Here is a 22,391-nt window from a genome sequence, read left to right on the forward strand (position 1 = left end):
TAGCTCCAGTAACGCCAGTAGCTCCGGTATCACCAGTAGCACCAGTGTCACCAGTAGCTCCGGTAGCACCAGTAACGCCAGTAGCGCCAGTGTCACCAGTAGCGCCAGTGTCACCAGTAGCGCCAGTGGCACCAGTAGCACCTGTGTCACCAGTAGCGCCGGTAGCGCCAGTGTCACCAGTAGCTCCGGTATCACCAGTAGCACCGGTAGCGCCAGTGTCTCCAGTTACGCCAGTAGCACCAGTAACGCCGGTAGCTCCGGTATCACCAGTAGCACCAGTAGCTCCGGTATCACCAGTATTACCAGTGGCACCAGTTACGCCAGTAGCACCGGTAGCGCCAGTGTCACCAGTAGCTCCAGTATCGCCTGTAGTACCAGTAACTCCAGTTGCGCCAGTAGCTCCGGTATCACCAGTAGCACCAGTAACGCCAGTAGCTCCGGTATCACCAGTAACGCCTGTGTCACCAGTAGCTCCAGTAGCGCCAGTATCACCAGTAGAACCAGTAACGCCAGTGGCTCCGGTATCACCAGTGGCACCAGTAACGCCAGTAGCTCCGGTATCACCAGTAGCACCAGTAGCTCCGGTAGCGCCAGTGTCACCAGTAGCGCCAGTGTCACCAGTAGCGCCAGTAGCGCCAGTATCGCCTGTAGTACCAGTAACGCCAGTAGCGCCAGTGTCACCAGTAGCACCAGTAGCACCAGTGTCACCAGTAGCTCCGGTGTCACCAGTAGCACCGGTATCACCAGTAGCACCAGTAACGCCAGTAGCTCCGGTATCACCAGTAGCACCAGTTACGCCAGTAGCACCAGTAGCACCGGTATCGCCTGTAGCACCAGTAACGCCAGTAGCTCCGGTATCACCAGTAGCACCAGTAGCGCCAGTAACGCCAGTAGCTCCTGTATCACCAGTAGCTCCAGTAGCACCTGTGTCTCCAGTAACGCCAGTAGCTCCGGTATCACCAGTAGCACCAGTAGCACCAGTGTCACCAGTAGCACCTGTATCACCAGTAGCACCAGTAGCGCCAGTTACACCAGTAGCTCCGGTATCACCAGTAGCACCTGTGTCACCAGTGTCACCAGTAGCTCCTATTGCTCCAGTATCTCCAGTCGGTCCAGTAACTCCGGTAGCGCCGGTTACGCCAGTAGCTCCAGTAGCACCAGTTACGCCAGTAGCACCAGTAACGCCAGTAGCTCCAGTATCGCCAGTTACGCCGGTAGCTCCGGTATCACCAGTAGAACCAGTAACGCCAGTAGATCCGGTAGCGCCAGTGTCACCAGTGTCACCAGTGTCTCCAGTAACGCCAGTAGCTCCGGTATCACCAGTAGCTCCGGTATCACCAGTAGCGCCAGTAACGCCAGTAGCACCAGTGTCACCAGTAGCTCCGGTATCACCAGTAGCACCAGTAGCACCAGTCGGTCCGGTAGTACCAGTAGCGCCTGTATCTCCAGTAGTGCCACTTGGAATAAATTCTATACTTAAGAATGGCCTTTGTGTTGTAACCTCCCATTCATCGGAAAAATAACCTATTATAGTGTCAATTATATTTTCGATTCCAACTAACGTAATACCATTGTTTGGTATGATGTTATTGACCCATTGAGCTACTATATCGGTTATATCAATGCTAATAAAAGTACCAACATCTGCATCTGTAACAGTTGTAAAATCAGAAGTTGCATTCAATGCAGGTGCATTATTCCAGGTGACAGTGTTCTCAGAAAAATCACTTGCATTTGTAAATACACTAACAGTTTGTGGTGATAACACTGCATCTGGTAGATCTTTTCTATAAACAAATAAATTTAGTGAGGCATTTAATAGAGTGTTTCCTGGGGGAATGACACCAGATAAATCAAACTTTAATAAACTTCTAAACACATCGTTTGGTTGAACAAATCTTCCTGTAAACAAAAAACTTGATAAACCAAAGTTTGTATTAGGATTTAGCTGCGATATATACGCATCATCGGTAGGACTAAGAAGTACAATGGGCATTGTATCATCTCCTTATTTTTTTCTCTTATTGTTTTTTTATGGCAATTATTATAAACTGCACTACTATAATATATGTAAAATAATAAATTTGGACACAACGTAACAAATAGCTGCATTTAAGAACCATATATACCTAATTTGGTGTTTTTTATAAATAATAAATAATTATTTATTATTTATATAAGTTGACATAATAACATTGCAATAATTGTCATAAATACAAATCTGAAATCTTTATCATAACTTATATATTTTTAGAAAAATAAAAACCTAAGTCACATTTTAATGTGATTTAGGTTGATGTGTGTATTAATAATTACTGTTATTCTTGTCTGTAATATCTTTCTGAAACTTAGCAACATATTCGTAGGATATAAAATGCCCTTTCAGATTTTCGCCAACAATACTACAAATTTGGTTTAAGAACTTATCATCTTCCTCCGTTATTTGTGTGTAATAGTGAAATACATATGGATTGATATAACCACACTCCTCAAACATTTTGTGTATATCTGATAAGGTAAAAAACTTATTATAACTTCTATTTAATATTGAATTTTTGTTATATATAAAATCTCCACATAATAAGCCTTTTACCACTGAATAGTGCATTGCATTAGGTATAGTAGCGATTATATATCCTCCAGGTTTTAAAAACTTTTTTATCTCTTTTAGTAATTTCCAGGGGTCTTTACTAAATTGAAGTTTATTTCCAAGAATTATATAGTCAAAAAAATCTACTTTACTTTCTTTAAAATTCATAATATAGTTTTCTTCAAAGTCTTCAGTCATTACTTCTATCATTTTTCCACATATCCTAGCTATATTTTTATTTGTCTCTATACCATACAGTTTTGCATTAGGATACATGTATTTTAATCTAAGTAATGTAGCACTTAGACCACAATCAAACTCAAGAATATTTAATTCTTTATCCCTGGGTTCATTTATACGATCTATAATATGAAATTTTAATAGACTTTGGGAATTAGAGTTAAAGCCCCATTTTTCTTCAAATCTTTGAGCATTTATTCTTAAAACACTATTAAATTTGGCATAATCTTTTTTGAAAGATGTGCTGCCAAAATGGTGTATAAAACTATCATTACAAACCATAAGCTTATATCCGGCTTCAGTAATTCTCATACACAAATCATCATCTTCAAAATTTCCAGGAGTAAATCTTTCATCAAAGATACCAATTTTATTAATAACGTCTCTTTTAATTAACATACAAAATGCCACAAGTCTAGCCTTTTGCTCCCACTTTTCTGGTGTTGAAATATTATTACTATCTGCAAATTCAATTATGTGTTCCACATCATTATAGGGCACATTTATAACTTGATAATTAGAGCAGCTATTGGTTATAGATGAAGTTGCTCCAATTTTATCATCACTATAAAGGCATATTTTAAGATTATCAAGCCATCTTGGTGTAACTTTAGTATCGTTGTTTAAAAATAACAGATCATTATCTTTCTCAGATGCTTCTATTCCAAGATTACATCCCTTTGGAAAACCTACATTTTCATCATTTAAAATAAGTTTAATATCAGTCTGTTCTTTAAGCCATTCTCGAGTGCCATCAGTAGAATTATTATCAACAACAATTATTTCATAAGTTTGAGCAGAGGTGTATTTTCTTATACTATCAAGGCAGATACGATTATAATTAAGATTGTTATAGGTTAAAATTATTATTGAAGTTTTTTTATTTTCAAGCATTAATTTTCATGTCTCCTCTAACTAATTTAGAAATGTTACTATTCTTCATTTTCTAACAATACTTAGAAAATAAATCAAGTATATTGTTTAATTATATTTTATGAATATTAGCAAAAAAGTGTACCTACGTTGTAACTGTATATAAAAAATCAAGAGGTAGACTGTTCTTGGGGTGGAATAATTATAAGTTTAAAAAAGAATTTATCTTTTCACAAAGTTTTATCCAATCAAAATTATTTCTTGTATTGAGTTGAATACAATTGCAAACTTCTTCAAGAGTTATTTCATCAGAACAAGCTGTAATGAGCTCTTTTGAAAGAGCTTCAAAATCATTTATAGGAAATATACTTCCATATTTTTTGTCAGCAATAATATCCCATGAACCATCAACATCTGAAGATATAATGTAATTTCCATTAAAGGCTGCTTCAGCAAATACTTGAGCAAAAGCTTCCCATCTAGATGTTAAACAAAATATTTTTGATTTTCTGTACTCTTCCATCAGTAACTTTCTATCGTAAATTGGTCCTGTAAAAATAATTTTGCTTTTTAATTCTGGATAGGCTGATAAATAATCATTTATATATTGATTAAAGGCTGGCTCAATGCTGCCTACTAATTTTAAATTCCAACCTTCAATTTTTTCTGCAGCAATTTTGAATGCTTTCATTATAATTTCTGTGGCCTTTTCATAAGTTCCCAATCTTCCTACTGTTAAAATAGTATTCTCTTTTTGGCTATATTCGACAATATCACTATTAAAAAAATCATAAAATCCATTAGGTATATATTCTACTTTCACAGGCCAACTAGCATCAATTATCTTTTTAAGATTCTTTGATTCTACAGAGATCAAAGTGCAACTATTTAATAAATTAATATTTCGTTGATTAAAGCCTATTCTTCCTAGCCAATGTATATTTAGATCCAGTTTTAAATAAATTTTTCCCTTTGGATTAATTGACTTAAATTTTTCTATCATACGTAAATTGAAATCATAGTAACCTATAAGCATCAGGATATCAGTTTTTTGTAATAATGATGTAACAGAATTTTCATTCTCCATAAAATTGAGATTAATGTTTTGAGTCATTATTTCATCATAATGCTCTTCATTTTTATTGCATAAAATTGTAACCTCATAATTCAAATGTTTTTGAAAGATATAAGGTATTAATCCTACATCTTTTGTAAGATGAAAGTTTTGCAATCCAGCCCAATATAAGGTAAAAGATTTTTTCATAATAAACCTCCAGTTTATTAAAATAATATATTTGTTTTTGATTCGCAAAAAGCTTAAGGTCAATAATTTCGAGCTTAAATGATTTTGTATGTTACAATCTATTATCATATTGTAAGAAATTAAAGTATAATTTTTCATTAGCTCAGTACAAAAACCTCACACTTGGTTTTGTGAGGTTTATTGACAACAGTTGAGTGCTTCTTATAGCCAATATACAGGAATTTAATTAGTTTTTACTTGATTATTCTCATGTTTCTATTACCCCAAGTGTTGCGTTGTTGATACTAATTGTACTACCACCATCATCAAAATCATCATCAACACCAGTTACAAATACAGTTGCAACTACAGTATAGCTACAGCAATCATTAAAACAAGAATCGCAGTCACAAACGAAGAAGGAGAATGTTTGTGAAGAGATTAATGTTGCTGAATTAAATGTCCATACAGGTCCGACAGGAACTGGAGTAGACTGACCTCTACAAAGTTTAAATACTTGGAAGTTTATAGTTCCTGCCAATGCAACCGTAGCAATAATATTACTTGTAAATTCTAGCTTTACGGTTGGATTACATAAATAAGAAGTATCTAAAATAAGAGAACTAATGGTAAAATTAGTTCCAAAGGGAATAGTATTAGGGATTGTAATTGCACTAGGGCAACTGCATTTTATAATAGTTGGACCGAAATTTCTTTGGTTCTTGCAATTATCACAATCATCATCATTTCTTGACCGTGAATTCATAAATACAATCCTCCTTTTATAATTAGGTAGATTTTAATTAAGACCTATTATAGGAAAAATTAATGGGTTTAGTTGTTTGTTTAGTTTCGCCACTATAATATATGAATTTTATGAAATGAAAGTGATGATAGCACGAGGAATTTGTTATAAAATATTACAACACAGTAAAAAGTATCATCATATTTTCATAACTGCTAATTTCAGTAGAGTTATGTTGTTTTACAAGAGAAAAACTCAAGGCTAATAGCCTCGAGTTTAAATGATTTTTTATTCTAGAACTTATTATCATATTGTAAGTAATTAAAGAATAATTTTTTATAAATCAAATACAAAAGAACTTCGCACCTGATTTTGTCAGGTTAAGAGACACCCATTTGGTGTCCCACCTAACCAATATCTAAGAATTTAATTGGCTTTTCAATTGATTATTAGCAATTACATGAACCTGATCCACATGTTGCTACTGCTCCAAGTGTTGCGTTGTTGATAGAAAGAGTACCAACAGTAACTGCACTAGTAACAGTTGCAACTACAGTATAAGTACAGCAATCATCAAAACAAGAATCGCTGTCACAAACAAAGAAAGTGAATGTTTCTGATGCAAGTAATGCTACCAATTGGAATGTCCATGCAGGTCCAACAGGAACTGGAGTAGTTTGACCTCTGCAAAGTTTGAATACTTGGAAGTTTATAGTTCCTGTAAAGGCAACCAAAGCAACAAGATTACTTGCAAATTCTAGCTTTATAGTTGGATTACATAAGCAAGAAGTATTTAGAGTAAGAGTAGTAAGGGGAAAAGTAGTTCCTGCGACAGTAGCAACTGGAATTGTAGTTGCGCTAGGGCAACCACATTTTACGATAGTTGGACACAATTTGCATTTTGGCTCTCTTTCTTTTCTACAACTTACGCACTCACACTCATCTTTTCTGCGATGATCATAATCATCATTATAATAACCTTTTGACATTGAATTCATAAACGAACTCCTCCTTTTAATTGGATAAATTTTAATTTAGAATTGCTATATGGGTAATTAACGTCTCTAGTTGTTTGTTCAGTGTTTCTACTATAATATATGAATTTTATCGAAGAACGGTGATGATAATACGTTAGTTTTATTATAAATATAATAACTCAGTGAAAAAAAGTATTACCAAACTTATATAACTACTAATATTAGTAGAGTTACGTTATTCATTTAACTGTAGAAGCTTTAATTATCCTTTCAGTTATAAGAAAGTTGATAATCTTTGCTAATTATGATGTCAATCATTGTCATCACTGTCATCACTGTCTGAGAATAATGGGTCTAAATTTTGATCAGGATAGAACTTAGGAATTGGAGCTTTTTCAAATCTCTCACATGGATCTTCCTCAGGTTCCTCTTCACATGGTTCTCCTGGAACTGGACAATAGTCATAAGCTGGTATTAGGAGCTGCACAATAAGCTCACATTTTACAACAATATAGTAACCCAAAGTGATATCTAAAACATCGCTTCCACTTTCATCTTGTAGTAATTCACCGTCTAGGGCTTCCGCAACCATTTCAAGTTTTATTATATTAGAATCTAAATCGTTGGATTGCTGAACAGGTACAAAACTAGCAGAAATTTGAGCTATAGAATCAGGACAGTAGAACTTCCCAATTACATCTGTTCTATTAATTTCAAACAATTCACTTTGATTGACACCATTAGCATCAATATAATCTGCATAGAACGAAATACTATAAGAAATAACTATTTTTTTGAAACCTGGCTTTCCAATAAGTGGAATTTTATCCACAGAGAGTAGCGTTAAATTAAAGTCCCTACTGCCAATATATCTCTTAGGGTCTATTAGTGGATTGCTTCTTAATTCGGAATCTGTTGTATTTGTATCAGGACCTTCATCGTATACAAGACATCTTTTGATTAAACATTGATCAAAGATTTTAGGTACTTCAATGCAAACTAATTCAGAAGGATCTGGTAAACGTCCTTGTTTATTTACAAGACCGGGACGTGGCGAAAATTTCTTGAAGTTAATCGACATAAATTATCCTCCTCTTCAGAAGTTATAGTAAATGTAAGTATAATTTGATGCTTACAATATACAATATGCCAGAACATTAAAGTGGTGATAATAAAAAGTTAGATTAAAAATTTTTTTTGTAGAGGGCATAATAAGTTTTCACTAAAAATATAATCTTATAAAGGAGGGAGTGAGCATGAGTAGTGTATACCCTTGGATATATGTTGATTATACAAATAATATATGGAAGTTTTTCCGAAATGATAATGAAGAATTACGATATAAAATTATGTACGGAGAAGGAAAATGGACAAAAGAAAGTTTAATTGATAAGGAGGTTCTGGGGTTTTCTGTTTATGTTGAGGAAGATGAGACAATACATATAGTATACAGCAATATTAAAAGAGAGCTAAAGTACTGTACTTTGAAGGATAAGCAATGGGTAGGAAAGATGCTCTATCAAATGGAAAGTAATGAATTTGAAATACAAAATTTAAAAGTTGAAATTATCGGATATGAGATGCATATCTTTTATTTACTAGTAAGTAATGATGGTAGCGACCATGGAGTGTTAATGCATTGTATATGGAACGGAAAAGAAATAAGAGTTAATGCATTACAAGATATTATTTTGACACCTAATTTAAAAGAACACTATTCCGTAAATGTAGATGAAAAGAAAAATATTGATGTATTTTTTATTACAGATGAAGGTGATGAGAAATCTTTAAACTATTGCAATTTTCAAAATCATAGATGGTCATCTGTAAAAAGGCTTTATGGTATTCAAGGAGAGGATATCGGCTTTCAAGTGTTAAGGAATCAAAAATATATTCATATATTAAATAAGTCTAGAGAAGATTCTATATATTTATTGGATCATGTTTGTATAGATACGAGTGGAAATATACAGGAGTTCAAAGTTCATGAAAGTAGCAAGGAATTGATGGAACCTATATTATTTATTGAAAGTAATAACTTGTATTCTTGTTGGCTGGAAGAAGACGAGATTTTTTATTCGGTTTTTGATTCTGAAAAGTGGGGAAGTAAATTATACTTTGATAGGGGGAATAAAGTTGCAATGATTCGGTATAATTGTTTTATTTGTTGCGATGGAGAGAGTTCCCTTAAAGAAGTTGGAGTTTATGGAACTAATGAACTAGATTTGTGTTTGTTAGTTCCAAGTCAGTTTGTAGTAAATATGAAGGATTCATTCAAATATGAGGTAAATCAAGCTAACGCAGCTACACTACATGAAGAAGAATCGCTTCAAAGCTTAAAACTTGAGTTATCTCGGGTAAAATCAGAAAAGAAAAACTTAGAGGAGAAAATTGTTTCTTTAAATATGCAATTACAAAAGAAACAAAAATTTATGGAAGAATATGAAGATCGAATTGCTAGAATATTAGAACAAAAACGAAAAGCAGATGAGAATTATAACGTATTTTTAGAATTGCAGCAGAATATTCAAAAAGAGCTAGAGGATGCAAATCAACAGTTGGAAAATGAAAGAAAGATTAAAATAAGTATTGAAAATAAACTGAAAGAATGTAAAGAGGAAAATATAATAATTAGGCAACAAGTTAAGATGATAAGTGAAGAAAAGAACAAATTGTGTGAAGAACTTGAATTTGAGAAGAATCAATCCATTATGGAACGATTATTAAGAAAGAGGCCAAGTGGAATATAAAGTAACTACTAAAGTTTCAGTGCATATAATAAAGTAGGAAGCCTTTATAAGTTATATTAGGAGAACACAAAATAGAGGTGATTAGATTAATATGAGGACAGAAGACTATGATTATACAATGACCTTTACTTCTCATAATAGGGCACTATATATATATGAACGGTTAGTTCGGAAAAATATTCAAGCAAAACTAGTTAGTGCTCCTAATAAAATTAATATTAGCTGTACTCAGGCAGTAAAGTTCAAAGAAATGGATATTGAAGTTGTTCAAAAGGAATTGCAAAAGAACAATATTTATCCTACTGCGATGTATAAGATTATAAAAGAAGGAAAAAATGAAACTTATGAATTAGTTCAATAAGATCTGGTTAACCAGGTCTTTTTATGTTTTTATTGCATAATAAGCAAGTACACAGCATAAATTTTAGTATAAGTAAAAGTGGGGGGATGGCTAATCTATGGGTGATAAAAGAGAGGAGATGATTTACTATGTATCAAACTTAGGCACAGGCAGGGTGTCTATTATTGACGGAGATAGTAATCGTATTATAAAGGAAATTGAAATTGGTCCAAGGCCTCAAAACATCATCGTAGATGAAAATAATAATGTGTATATAGCTAGTGATAGAAATAGTAAAGTCACACTTATTAATGATTTATATGATTCTAATAAAACATGGAATATGCCTAATAACGGAAATATACAAATAGATTCTAATTCTCAGAAGATTTATGTCTGTGACACAGAAGAAGTATGCATTTATAGTTTAAGAACTGGTGAAAAGATAGGTTGCATAACAGGCTTTATTGCTGCCGATGGCTTAGAACTAGATAAGAATAAGAAAAGATTATTTGTATTGGATATTTTACAGAATGAAATAAAAGTTTATGATACATCAGATTTTCATTTAATCAAGTTATGCAAAAATGTGGGTATTTCTCCTAACTACATTCTCATAGGAGAAAATGAAAGGTATATTTATATTGCTAATAAAGGGGTTAATAAAGGGCAACATACAGGTAATATCTCTATATTAGATTTTGAAAGCGAAAATATTTCATATATAAATTTTCAAAAGGGATCTGTTATTACAGCTTTGGAGCAGAGTGGAATTTTTTTATATGCAGCAAATAGTGGATTAAATAGAATTGAGGTTATAGATGTACTAAAAAGAGAACATATAGCAATGATAAAAACTACCCTACCAGAATTGCAAAGACTTAGATTATCTCCTGACAAAAAAACGCTGCTTGCAACTAGTCGAAGCACTGATGGGAAAGGGGCAATTGATAGAATTGATACTTATAGTAATACTATTTTAGATACTTTTACTTTTGAGCAAAATAATAGTATGCCATATGATATTGGAATAGTAATTCAGCGTAAACTTCAAGTGCAGGAAGAATCTTTAATTTTGACGGATTCAGAAGTTAAATTGAAACAAGAAAATGGAACTACAATACTTGCCAAAAAGGTGTTATCTACCTATCAAGAAAAAATGATTTTCCAAGAGATATCAATTAAAGTATCAGAAAAAGAGGAAGAGATTATAAATATAGAAGAAATTATATTCCAAAAATGTGAAATTATAAGTGAAACAAAAAATAGAAAAATTATAGATGGTCGAAAAGAGCATTCAATATTACAATATAAATTTTACATTCCTTATTACATAGGGTACAAAGATGAACAGGAACAAAAGTATGTTATTGAAGGAAGGCTTGAGGGAACCCAGAAAGCCACATTATATATACCAGCTTATGCAGAACAACAGGGAATGGAATTTGTGATCAATTCTTTTACTAAATTAACAAGTACTCCAGTGATTATAGACAAAAACCTGAAGTTTGACGTTAGCGTTTTAATTTCAACAAGAGTGCTTGTAGATGCAATAGTATTTATTCCACTTTGTAAGAATTGTGATGGTTGGCGGAGAAGAGGAGGGAGAAGAGATGGAAAATAATGATTAACTCCTAGAAATTTTCATATCATTGAAGAGAGGTGGGGAAAGGAAGAAATAATACATACATCACTCTTACCTTGCATAGATTTTACTTTTTGTGTTGAAGAAAATAGAAGGTATTATCTGTTCATCTTACAAAAGTAAAAATACTTAAAAGAGAAAAAGAAGAATTGCAAGCAAAACTTAAATATGATTTATTAAGTCACTTTTTAATAGATGAACTAATATTATATAAGTGTTAAATATAGAATGAAGGGTATTACTATTACGGATAAAAGAAGGGATAAAATGAAAGGGATAATACTAGCTGGCGGGTCTGGAACAAGATTATATCCAGTAACTAAAGCTATTTCAAAGCAAATGGTACCAATATATGATAAACCAATGATTTATTATCCAATGTCAGTTTTAATGCTTGCTGGAATAAGAGATATATTAATTATTTCAACACCAAGAGATATAGTTGATTATGAAGAATTATTTAACGATGGACATACATTAGGAATAAATATTAGTTATGAAGTTCAAGAAAAACCTAATGGTCTTGCAGAAGCGTTTATAATTGGAGAAGAATTTATTGGTGAAAGCAATGTTGCAATGGTACTTGGAGATAATATTTTCTATGGTCAAAGCTTTTCAGACCACTTAAAAGAAGCTTCAGCTATAAAAAAGGGAGCATGTATTTTTGGCTATTATGTTCAAAATCCAAAATCATTTGGGGTAGTTGAATTTGATCAAAATGGAAAAGTCATCTCATTAGAAGAAAAACCACAAATACCTAAATCTAAATATGTAGTGCCAGGACTTTACTTTTATGATAATTCAGTTGTAGGAAAAGCTAAGAAATTAAAACCTTCATTAAGAGGTGAGTTAGAGATAACTGATTTAAATAAAATCTATATGGAAGAAGGAACTTTAAAAGTTCAATTGTTAGGAAGAGGAATGGCATGGCTTGATACAGGAACTCACAATTCTATGCTTCAAGCTTCTAATTTTGTTGAAGCAGTTCAAAATACACAAGGAACGTATATTGCGTGTATTGAAGAAATTGCTTATAGAAAGGGATGGATAACGTCCGAGCAAGTTATTGATTTAGCAAAACCATTAATGAAAAACGGGTATGGAGAGTATCTAATGAATATAATTGAGGAAGTTGAAAGTAAAAAATTAAAATAGAATAATTGGAGCATGATTTTAATTTCAACTGATAAGGAGCTACCTGTATAATCGATTAAGAAAAAGGGATTGCTCCCTTTCCCTCACCTAAGAACCGTACATGAGAGTTTCTAACCCATACGGCTCAAGCATTTCTTCATCCTTTGGGCGGCAACAAGTTTGTTTTTCTAACTGCTCACTTGACAGGGAGCGGTTCATTTAGTGCGACAGCCTCTTTTTGTGTATAAAATTACCAATTAAACTCTTTCAGCAATTTCTTTTATAAGCTTGGCTGTATTATTAAGTTCAGCTATACTGCTATTAATTTCTTCTATATTAGCAGCTTGCATTTCAAAAAGTTGATTATTTTCATAAACTTTACCTGTGATACTTTCAACTGAAAGTCTTAGGTTATTTAGAACTGTAGTAATTTCATTTATTGATTGACTGGTAGAGCTCGATAAGTTTCTTATTTCATTAGAAACTACACTGAAGCCTTTTCCCATTTCTCCAGCTCTTGCTGATTCAATGGCAGCATTTAGTCCTAATAGGTTTGTTTGCTTTGATATATTTCTAACAAAGTCTATAATTTCATTTGTCTTTTTCATATCTTCATTAGTTTTATTTATTTCATTTAATATATCATTACTAGATTTAGCTACGTCTTGTATTCCAGATGCGACATTTTCAACAACATTTGAGATTTCATTAAAGGAGCTTACAAAAGCTTCTGCGTGGGCATCAATATCGTTACCCCAGTCTCTTTTACCTATAGCTATACTTCCAATTATTTTTCCATCTCTATTTTTTATAGGAGCTGCCACAGCTTTTAATGGAACACCGAAGTATTCTTTTGATATATTGCTAACTACTGTTCTGTTTTCTTGCATACATTTATAAGCAGGGATATCAGTAGGTAATGAGTGACCTTCTCCATAACTATTACCAACACTTGTATCATGTCTTACTACTTTAAGTATCTTTTCTCTATCAGAAACTAGCATGCTTATATCATCACCGAATAAAGAACTAATAAAGGGTAATAAATAACTTAGGTTAAGAAGTATGTCTTCGTCTTCAAAAATTTTCATGTTTTAAACTCCTTTTAATTAATATATTTTAAAATTAAATGCCATATCTGACAATATCAGTTTAAGTGTTGTGAGATGTTATGTCAATAAAAACACGTTCTTATATATAATGGATTCTCAAGCAAAAGATGTTTTATATATTGACTGATAAAATTGAAAATCATAAATTAATATATTTTTTTCTAAAGAACAAAGACATAACGTTGAAAAATAAAAGTAGTGATATTTTCTATATGAATAGAATATTAAGTGGTATTTTATGTAATTTTGATGTAAAATAGAAAATGGGTAAAAATGTATCATATATTATTTTTTAGGATATTATAGGAGGGGTTATTGGGATGGATGAAATTGGTTACAATATGTTTAAAAATAGATCATATATATTAACTCGTAATGAAAAAGTTATAGATGTAGGTGATGCTTTTTTAGAATTGACTGGTTATACTCAACAGGATTTTTTATATAAAAATATGTCTGAAGTATGTAAAGAACAATTGAGGTTAACTATTGATATATGTGATGCAGATATTAACGCTAGAGATAAAGAAGGTTTCATTTTTACCAAGACCTTTGAAGCAAGAGAGATTTATATGTTTATAGAAGAAATAAAGAATATAAATGAGAAAATTTATTACTTTGTGGAAAAGCCTGATTCAAGGCTTGAATATAAGTTTCAATATGTTGAGCAGATTTCTTTAGATAATAGCTGCGGTATTTGTATATATTCAGAAGATCTAATTTTATTGAAAGCTAACCAAGCTTTTTTGAATTATTTAGAAGAGCCTTATAATATTAAAGAAAATAGCATTGGGTTAAATATAAATAGGTTTATTAAAGGTTTTGAAGGCAGTTATCATGAAGAAAAAATGCGAGAGATTATTAAAAAAAGAGAAGTTTATCGTATTTCACAATATGAACATAAAAAATCAGAAACTTGTAAATTTTATTGGGAATCGTCAATTATACCTATTTTAGAAAATGGAAGGGTAAAATATTTAATTCAAAATATTACAGATATTACAGAAAGAATTTTAAACAGAAAACGTATTGAAGAGCAAAATAGATTAATAAAAGAACAAAAAGAACAAGTGGAAGCTATAATTGAAAATATGTCTGATGCTGTAATAATATTCGACAAGGTTGGAAAATACACTAATTTCAACAAAACTGCAAGGGAAGATTATCTTCCTATCTTAAGCAATCTTAGTTGTGCTGGAGATAAAATTGGAAAAGCTGAATGTTATGATATGGATTGGAATTTAATACCGGAAGAGGATATGCCATCTCGAAGAGTGATTAGAGGAGAAAAATTATTAGGTTATAGAATCTATATAAAATATGAGAAGACTACTATGTATATTGAGGTAAATGGTGTTCCAATCTATGATAAAGAGGGTAGTTTTACAGCTGGAGTGCTTTGTTGCCAGAATGTTACTGAAAAAGTGAAAATAAAAAATAAATTAAGGGAAAGAGAAGAGAAATACAAGAGTTTATTTAATAAGATGAATCTAGGGCATTCCTATTATAAAATAATCACAGATGAATCTGGAAAGCCTATTGATTATATAATTACAGAAATTAACCCAGCATATGAAAAAATTACAGGAAATAATAGTGCTAAACTTATTGGAAAAAAAGCTACTGAAGCATTCCCAAACATTAAAAAATCAAGTGTTGATTGGATTGCATTATTTGGTAAGGTAGCGTTGACAGGTGAACCAATATCTATGGAAGTTTATTCAGATATAATGGATAGGTGGTATAATGTCAACTATTACTGCCCTAAAAAGGGATATACAGCAGCTATATTTTCAGATATAACTTTGATAAAGGAAAGTGAAAAGGATTTAGAAAGAATCCAAAAAAGATTGATCGAAGCTCATGAGTTAGCACATTTGGGAGATTGGGAATTTGATGTATTAAAAAATAAGATTTACTGGTCAGATGAAATATACCGTATATATGGATTTAAACCACAAGCATTTGTTCCTACCAAGAAAACTTTAAGTAAATATACTCATCCAGAGGACTTGGAATATGTTAAACAAGCAGAATCAGATTTATTAGCTGGAACTTTAGATAGCATGGAATATAGATATGTTGGCGTTAATAACAAAACTGGGTGGATTAGTTTAAAAGCTAAGAAATATTTTGATAATAAGGATAATTTGATTTATTTAAGAGGGACAATACAAGACATCACAGAGAGAAAGCTTTTAGAGGAAGAGATAACAAAAGCCAAGGAGGAGGCAGAAGCAGCCAATAAGTTGAAAAGTGAATATATAGCTAACATGTCTCATGAACTTAGAACTCCAATAAATGTGATGCTAGGAGCAATACAGTTGTTTGAATTATATGTAAATGGAGATATGCTTTCCAACAAAGGAAATATGGTTAAGCATTTGGCATCAATGAAACAAAATTGTTTAAGGATTTTAAGATTGGTAAATAATTTGATAGATACAACTAAAATTGATGCGGGCTTCATGCAAATTGAATTGAAAAATCACAATATAGTTAGTGTTATTGAAGAGATAACACTATCAACTACAGATTTTGTTAAACTTAAAAATATTGAGCTTGTATTTGACTGTGACTCTGAAGAAATAATAATAGCTTGTGATGTTGATATGATTGAAAGAATAATACTTAACCTTCTTTCAAATGCAGTTAAATTTACAAAAATTAATGGATATATTCATGTAAATGTAACTAGAAATGAGGATAAAGTTATTATATCCATTAAAGACAATGGAATTGGCATACCTCAAGATAAGCTTAATACGATATTTGAACGTTACAAACAAGTTAATAAATCATTTACAAGAGAACAAGAAGGTAGTGGTATAGGATTATCTTTATCAAAATCTCTAATAGAAATGCATGGAGGTAATATTTCTGCAAAAAGTATATTAGGAGAAGGTAGTGAATTTATAATAGAATTGCCAGAGAAAAAGATTGCCTTTGAATATCGCAAAGAGAACTATGTGGAAAATAACCATAATTTTATTGAAAAAATGAACGTTGAATTTTCAGATATATATAAATAGTATGTTCCCTTACATAGCAAGAAATATGAATTGTTGTGTGAGGGAACATAATTTTTTTGTCTATATTATTCATAATATGGAAAATGTAGAGAATGAAAGTTAAGTTATATAAAAATATGTTGAAAATATACTTTGGAAATGATACAATAAACATACAGATAATTGTCGAATTTGGTAAAATAAATGCATTTTTAAGAAGAAATGCTTAAAAGTTTATAAAGAAAATATATTTTGGAGGTATGCATATGTTGAAATTAAGTAATATAAAAATAAAAAGTAAATTACAATTATTAAGTTTAGTATTATTAATGTTTACAATATTGGTTGGTGCTTTCGGTTACATTCAATTAAAGATAAGTAATGACAAAATGGAATCAATGTACAATAATAAATTAAATGCAATTGACTGGTTAAATGATAACAGAAATCAAGCTAGAGCAATTGAAGCTGATATCTATTACATAATATTATATCCAGATAATAAAGATAAGCAAAATGAAAAAATGAAAGACATTGAGCAAAGAAAACAAAACTTTGATGGCAATTTTCAAAACTATAAAAAATTAGAGCTAGATAAGTATGAAAAAGATTTAATTCCAACACTAGAGGATAATTTATCAAAATATAGAGACGGAAGAGATGAAGTGTTAAAACTAGCTTTAGCTGGAAAACCAAAGGAAGCCTTAGAGAAGTTTGAAAGTATTAAAGATGTGGCTAATAGTTTTCAAACAAATTTAAAAGATTTAGCTATATATAATCAAAAATCAGCTAATGAAGTTTATAATTCAAACAATAAGAATTATAAAGAAACAACAATAATGTTTGCTGTAATTATAGCTGTTTCTATAATAGTAGGTTATTTAATGTCTATGGTCATCACAAGAAATATAGTTAAACCATTAGATATTGCAGTTAATTATTTAGGCATACTATCAAGTGGAGATTTTACAAGTGAAATGCCTGCAGAAGTTAAGAAGAGAAAAGATGAGATAGGAACAATGGCAAAAGCTTTAGATAATATATATGTAAGCTTAAGAACATTAATTAAAAATATTATAGAGGAATCAGATAATATAGAAGAGGTTGTTAACACAGTGAATAATGAGGTGAAAGTTCTCAATGGGAATATTGAGGATGTTTCAGCAACTACACAGGAACTTTCAGCAACTATTGAGGAAACTTCAGCTTCAGCAGAAGAAACCTCAGCAACTTCTCAAGAAATAGGGAAGGCAGTACAATCTATAGCAGAAAAATCACAAGAAGGAGCAATTCAAGCAGGAGAAATAAATAAAAGAGCGCAAGAAACTAAAGAAAATATTGAAAAATCTCAAAAACTTGCTCTTAGTACATTTTTAAATACAAAAGATGGACTAGAGAAAGCTTTAGAAAATTCAAAAGTTGTTGAACAGATTAACGTGTTATCTGATTCTATTATGAAGATAACAGAGCAGACAAACTTATTAGCATTAAATGCAGCAATAGAAGCGGCAAGAGCTGGAGAGGCAGGAAAAGGTTTTTCAGTAGTGGCAGATGAGATCAGAAAACTTGCTGAACAGTCAAAGGATGCAGTATCGAAAATACATAATGTAACAAATAAGGTTGTAGAATCGGTTAATAGTCTTTCACTTAATTCAAATAATCTTTTAGACTTTATGTCAAAGGATGTTCAGAATGATTATAGTAATATGCTTGAAGTAGCAGGAAAGTATAGTGAAGATGCAAAATTTGTAGATGACCTTGTAATGGACTTCAGCTCAACCTCAGAGGAACTTTTAGCATCAATTAGTGATATTTTAAAAACTATAGAGGGAGTAGCAGATGCTTCTAGTGATGGAGCAAGCGGAACTGTAGATATAGCAAATAAGGTAATAGAAATCAGTAATAAATCTAATGCAGTCTTAGAACAGGTTGCACATACAAAAGAAAGTTCAGATAAATTAAAAATTGAAATGTCCAAGTTTAAAATTTAGAGCATGTATTTTAAATACCACATAAATAAGACAGAATGTTGTCATATTTATGTGGTATTCTTATTATGAGGGGTGATAGTATGCAAATAAATCGTTTGTTTAAAATAGTGTATATTTTACTTGATAAAGATAAGGTTTCTGCTAAGGAATTGGCAGAGCATTTTGAAGTATCTGCAAGGACTATATATCGTGACATAGAAATTCTTTCTGCCAGTGGGATTCCTGTATATATGAGTAAAGGAAGAAATGGCGGAATTAGCTTGCTTCCTAATTTTATATTAAACAAAACAGTTTTGACAGATGAAGAAAAGAATAATATTTTATCTGCTTTATACAGCATTAACACCTTCGATGAAACCATAGTTGAAGGCACATTATCAAAGTTAGGCTTGTTTTTTGGAAAGAACAATACCAGTTTCTTTGAGATTGATTATAGTGATTGGGGAAACTTGATAAAAGAGCAGTTTGAAAAATCTAAGGAAGCAATTTTAGCGCGTAAATTGTTGTCTTTTGATTATATATCGGCACAAAATAAATCCAGTAGAAGGATGGTTGAACCTTATGTACTTTGGTTTAAAGATAAAACTTGGTATTTAAAAGCTTTTTGTCTTGATAAAAATGAACTTCGTAGTTTTCGTTTTAGTAGAATGAGAAATGTAGTGGTTACAGATAAAATATTTGTTCCACGGGATGTAGCTTTAAAGGTAGAGAAAGAAGACCTGAAATATAATTATCCAACAAGTAAAATTGTTATGCGTATTGAAGCTGATAAGGAATATAGAGTGTTAGACGAGTTTCATGAAAATAATGTTATTCGAAATACTGATGGCAGTTTCACGGTAACCATGAATTTTGTTGAAGATGAGTGGGTATATGGATACATACTTTCCTATGGCAGTTCTGCTACTGTTTTAGAGCCTGAACGAGTGAAGGATATAATAAAAACACGATTAGAAGAAAACTTGAAAAATTATTTATAATATGACACAGCGTTATCATATTATTAGAATTATAATTGGATTAAATAAAGTATAAGGGGATGTTTATATGAGTAGAGCAGCTACTAAAACTGACTTAATAAGTGGAGCAAATAGCAATTTCGAAAAGTTGACTATACTTGTTAATTCAATGACGGAAAAAGAATTGAGAACACCATTTGACTTTTCAAGAGATGATAAGAAGAAAGAAGCACATTGGAGTAGAGACAAAAATCTTAGAGATGTGCTTATTCATTTATATGAATGGCATCAGCTTCTTTTAAATTGGGTTTCAGCTAATATGAGTGGCAATGAAAGATCATTTTTACCAGTGCCATATAATTGGAAAACCTATGGAGCTATGAATGTAGGCTTTGCTGAAAAGCATCAAAATACATCCTTAGATAAGGCTAAAGAAAGCTTGGTCAAGTCTCACCAAACAGTTATGAAATTGGCAGATAATTTTTCAAATGAAGAACTGTTTTCAAAGGGTACATATAAATGGGTTGGTGGAAGTACCTTGGGTTCGTATTTTGTAAGTAACACTGCAAGTCATTATGATTGGGCAATGAAAAAAATCAAAGCACATATTAAGAATTGCAAGGGAATGTAGTTGAATACAATATTAGATTTTAGGATAAAGAATGGGTAAACATATTATAAGTAATAAGGAATTCTATTAAAATTATTGATATTACTAGGTTTTGCGAAGAAGTATAGATAAAAAGCGTTAATTGAAATAATCAAAAAAATTGTTATATTTCAATTAATGCTTTTATTTTGAGCAATTAATATAAGAGAGAATATTAATTGCTGTTACTATTGAAATCTTTAAGTAGTTCAATAAAATTTTCAAGCTTGGAATCGTTCCAATTTTCAATTCGTTCATAAAAAGCAATTTCTTTCTCTTTTAAAGCATCTATTGTTCTTTGTCGTCCAAGTTCAGTTAGGGATAGAAGTACACCACGTCGATCACTTGGAGACTGTTCGCTTTTTACATAGCCAAGATTCTTTAGCTGATTTAAAAGGCGACTAACTGAACTTCGATCCATAGCCGTTGATTCTGATAGAACTGTTGCATTTGCTGGGCCAAAGGAGAAAAGCCAACGAACAATAAGAAAAGCTGCAGGTTGTAATGTAGAATCGAAACTTGCTGCAGTTCTTACATTAAGTGCATGGGATGCGCTGATTATTACATTTAGCTGCTCACCTAACTTCTGCTCTAATTGAACCCTATTAGTATTTTTGTTTTGTGAATTTTCATTCATAGCTTACCTCGATTAAATTAATTTAGTGAAAATAGTTGACATATATCAAACAATTAAATATACTTGATATATGTCAAGTATATTTAATTATCTGAAGTGTGTCAAGGGATTAAAGTATATTGTGCAAATATATAATAATGTTCTACATTATAAAGATATCCAAAGCGAGAATTAGACTTATGCAACAATTACCGAAATAAGATACATTTATCTTCCACAGGACTAGTGAAATTTTCGCTGGAAGGTTCTAAATGGCGGCTTGTCGTAATTTCAGCGTGTTCCAGATGTAAAATCCCCAAGGAGAAAGTTCATGTTTCCAAATATAAAAGCTCCAGGGAGAAAGTTCGTGTTTCCAAATATAAAATTTGGACACTTACTTTTTGGACATTCACTTTTAGACAAGCTTAAAATGAAACAAGCCCCAATTAAGAACCATCATCAGCTCAATTTCATATGCCTGCTTCCAGAAAAAATGTATCTGATTTCTAGTGTAGTATTACGATTATAATTTATCAATAATGCATATATATTACATTTATAAGTTGAATTATTAATTTGGATATCTATACTGAATTAAAGGAGGATGGCTATGGATAAATCAAAAACGGTTGCAATTACTGGTGCTACAAGTGGACTTGGGCAATTAGCTGCAATTGAATTAGTGAAGCAACACACACATCTTATATTAACAGCTAGAAACAAAGAACGAGCTGAAGCAACCCAAAAAATGCTGGAAAATATTAATCCTAAAGCTAAGATTGACTTTTTCTTTGGAGATTTATCATTAATGAAAGACGTAAAAAGGGTTGGGGAGGAGATTAAAGCTGCTTACCCTAGAATTGATATATTAGTAAATAATGCTGGACTGCATGCCTTTGAACAGAGATTAACTTCTGAGGGGGTTGCAGAAATGATAGCAGTTAACTATTTAGCACCTTGGTTATTAACTAATACATTGCTGCAAACCCTAATTGGGTCAGAAAATGCACGGATTGTAAATGTTGCTTCTGAAGCATCACGTAACCATGGTGAACTCAAGTTGCCAGAAGACTTGACAGATGTATCTGATTTTACAGCTAAAGAGTCCTCTATTGTCTATGGAAAAACCAAACTATTAAATATTATGTTCAATGCGGAATTGGCACGGCGGCTTTCAGGAACTGGAGTTATAGTTAATGCAATTAATCCAGGTTTTAATGTTACTGGTCTTGGGCGAGAGCTTTGGTTTGCTCCTCTACTTGAACGTATATTGAAGTTTTTGCATATTGGGGATCCACGTAAAGGAGCAGATATTATAATTCGTTTAGCAACAGATTCCAAATATGATGGTGTAACAGGTGGATATTTTAATGTTGTAACAGGAGAGCCTATAATTCCTATATATCCAGGTGAAGATAAGATAATGCAAAACAAGTTATGGAGTGATACTGAGGTATTATTGAGACAAAAAGGTTTTATAGATTAAATAGATAAATATAATAAAGAAATCATTGGA

18 protein-coding genes are annotated in these 22,391 nt (G+C 31.8%); 10 read left to right on the plus strand and 8 right to left on the minus strand.

What is annotated here, in order from left to right; all coding sequences use genetic code 11:
* The 6 genes from L3B98_RS27375 to L3B98_RS27400 all read right to left on the minus strand — a co-directional run.
* On the minus strand, positions 1–1,996 hold a 1,996-nt coding region (locus L3B98_RS27375), incomplete at its 3' end, for a DNRLRE domain-containing protein (protein ID WP_238919021.1).
* Between the two features lie 309 nt (positions 1,997–2,305).
* Positions 2,306–3,724 (minus strand): glycosyltransferase, encoded by a 1,419-nt coding sequence (locus L3B98_RS27380; protein ID WP_238919022.1) that lies wholly within the window; start codon positions 3,722–3,724, stop codon positions 2,306–2,308.
* A gap of 181 nt (positions 3,725–3,905) precedes the next feature.
* Positions 3,906–4,967, minus strand: a complete 1,062-nt coding sequence (locus L3B98_RS27385) for a glycosyltransferase (RefSeq protein WP_238919023.1) — start codon at positions 4,965–4,967, stop codon at positions 3,906–3,908.
* A 247-nt stretch (positions 4,968–5,214) separates the two neighbouring features.
* Positions 5,215–5,712: a DUF4489 domain-containing protein gene (locus tag L3B98_RS27390; RefSeq protein ID WP_238919024.1), complete on the minus strand. Its 498-nt coding sequence runs from the start codon at positions 5,710–5,712 to the stop codon at positions 5,215–5,217.
* 428 nt (positions 5,713–6,140) lie between these two features.
* Positions 6,141–6,689, minus strand: coding sequence for a DUF4489 domain-containing protein (locus L3B98_RS27395; protein WP_238919025.1), 549 nt, complete (start codon positions 6,687–6,689; stop codon positions 6,141–6,143).
* Between the two features lie 289 nt (positions 6,690–6,978).
* Positions 6,979–7,749 (minus strand): hypothetical protein, encoded by a 771-nt coding sequence (locus L3B98_RS27400; RefSeq protein WP_238919026.1) that lies wholly within the window; start codon positions 7,747–7,749, stop codon positions 6,979–6,981.
* A gap of 175 nt (positions 7,750–7,924) precedes the next feature.
* On the opposite strand from L3B98_RS27400, the gene L3B98_RS27405 reads away from it, so the two are divergent.
* The 4 genes from L3B98_RS27405 (at position 7,925) to rfbA (ending at position 12,558) form a co-directional block, all read left to right on the plus strand.
* The gene (locus L3B98_RS27405) at positions 7,925–9,418 is read left to right on the plus strand and encodes a hypothetical protein (protein WP_015392074.1); all 1,494 of its coding nucleotides are present in this window, start codon (positions 7,925–7,927) and stop codon (positions 9,416–9,418) included.
* A gap of 91 nt (positions 9,419–9,509) precedes the next feature.
* Positions 9,510–9,779: a DUF3343 domain-containing protein gene (locus L3B98_RS27410; protein WP_015392075.1), complete on the plus strand. Its 270-nt coding sequence runs from the start codon at positions 9,510–9,512 to the stop codon at positions 9,777–9,779.
* 97 nt (positions 9,780–9,876) lie between these two features.
* The gene (locus L3B98_RS27415; protein ID WP_238919027.1) at positions 9,877–11,382 is read left to right on the plus strand and encodes a YncE family protein; all 1,506 of its coding nucleotides are present in this window, start codon (positions 9,877–9,879) and stop codon (positions 11,380–11,382) included.
* A 288-nt stretch (positions 11,383–11,670) separates the two neighbouring features.
* Positions 11,671–12,558 (plus strand): glucose-1-phosphate thymidylyltransferase RfbA, encoded by an 888-nt coding sequence (gene rfbA / locus L3B98_RS27420; protein ID WP_238919028.1) that lies wholly within the window; start codon positions 11,671–11,673, stop codon positions 12,556–12,558.
* A 236-nt stretch (positions 12,559–12,794) separates the two neighbouring features.
* On the opposite strand, the gene L3B98_RS27425 is transcribed toward rfbA, so the two are convergent.
* Positions 12,795–13,628, minus strand: a complete 834-nt coding sequence (locus tag L3B98_RS27425; RefSeq protein WP_015392078.1) for a methyl-accepting chemotaxis protein — start codon at positions 13,626–13,628, stop codon at positions 12,795–12,797.
* Positions 13,629–13,969: 341 nt separating this feature from the next.
* Between L3B98_RS27425 and L3B98_RS27430 the strand changes: the two genes are divergently transcribed.
* The 4 genes from L3B98_RS27430 to L3B98_RS27445 all read left to right on the plus strand — a co-directional run bounded on the left by L3B98_RS27430 (position 13,970) and on the right by L3B98_RS27445 (position 20,241).
* Positions 13,970–16,681, plus strand: coding sequence for a PAS domain S-box protein (locus L3B98_RS27430; RefSeq protein WP_238919029.1), 2,712 nt, complete (start codon positions 13,970–13,972; stop codon positions 16,679–16,681).
* A gap of 245 nt (positions 16,682–16,926) precedes the next feature.
* A complete protein-coding gene (locus L3B98_RS27435) occupies positions 16,927–18,651 on the plus strand; it encodes a methyl-accepting chemotaxis protein (RefSeq protein ID WP_238919030.1) in 1,725 nt (574 codons plus the stop codon).
* An 80-nt stretch (positions 18,652–18,731) separates the two neighbouring features.
* Positions 18,732–19,631, plus strand: a complete 900-nt coding sequence (locus tag L3B98_RS27440) for a YafY family protein (protein WP_238919031.1) — start codon at positions 18,732–18,734, stop codon at positions 19,629–19,631.
* Between the two features lie 67 nt (positions 19,632–19,698).
* A complete protein-coding gene (locus L3B98_RS27445; protein ID WP_238919032.1) occupies positions 19,699–20,241 on the plus strand; it encodes a ClbS/DfsB family four-helix bundle protein in 543 nt (180 codons plus the stop codon).
* A 193-nt stretch (positions 20,242–20,434) separates the two neighbouring features.
* Here the strand turns inward: L3B98_RS27445 and L3B98_RS27450 are convergent, their stop codons facing one another.
* Entirely contained in the window at positions 20,435–20,896 is a 462-nt protein-coding gene (locus L3B98_RS27450) for a MarR family winged helix-turn-helix transcriptional regulator (protein ID WP_238919033.1), read from the minus strand.
* A gap of 310 nt (positions 20,897–21,206) precedes the next feature.
* Between L3B98_RS27450 and L3B98_RS27455 the strand changes: the two genes are divergently transcribed.
* Positions 21,207–21,404, plus strand: a complete 198-nt coding sequence (locus tag L3B98_RS27455; RefSeq protein WP_238919034.1) for a hypothetical protein — start codon at positions 21,207–21,209, stop codon at positions 21,402–21,404.
* Positions 21,405–21,485: 81 nt separating this feature from the next.
* Positions 21,486–22,361: an SDR family NAD(P)-dependent oxidoreductase gene (locus L3B98_RS27460; RefSeq protein ID WP_238919035.1), complete on the plus strand. Its 876-nt coding sequence runs from the start codon at positions 21,486–21,488 to the stop codon at positions 22,359–22,361.
* The last annotated feature ends 30 nt before the right edge of the window (positions 22,362–22,391 follow it).

The sequence above is a fragment of the Clostridium sp. YIM B02555 genome (genome assembly GCF_022320955.1).
GTDB lineage: Bacteria > Bacillota > Clostridia > Clostridiales > Clostridiaceae > Clostridium > Clostridium saccharoperbutylacetonicum.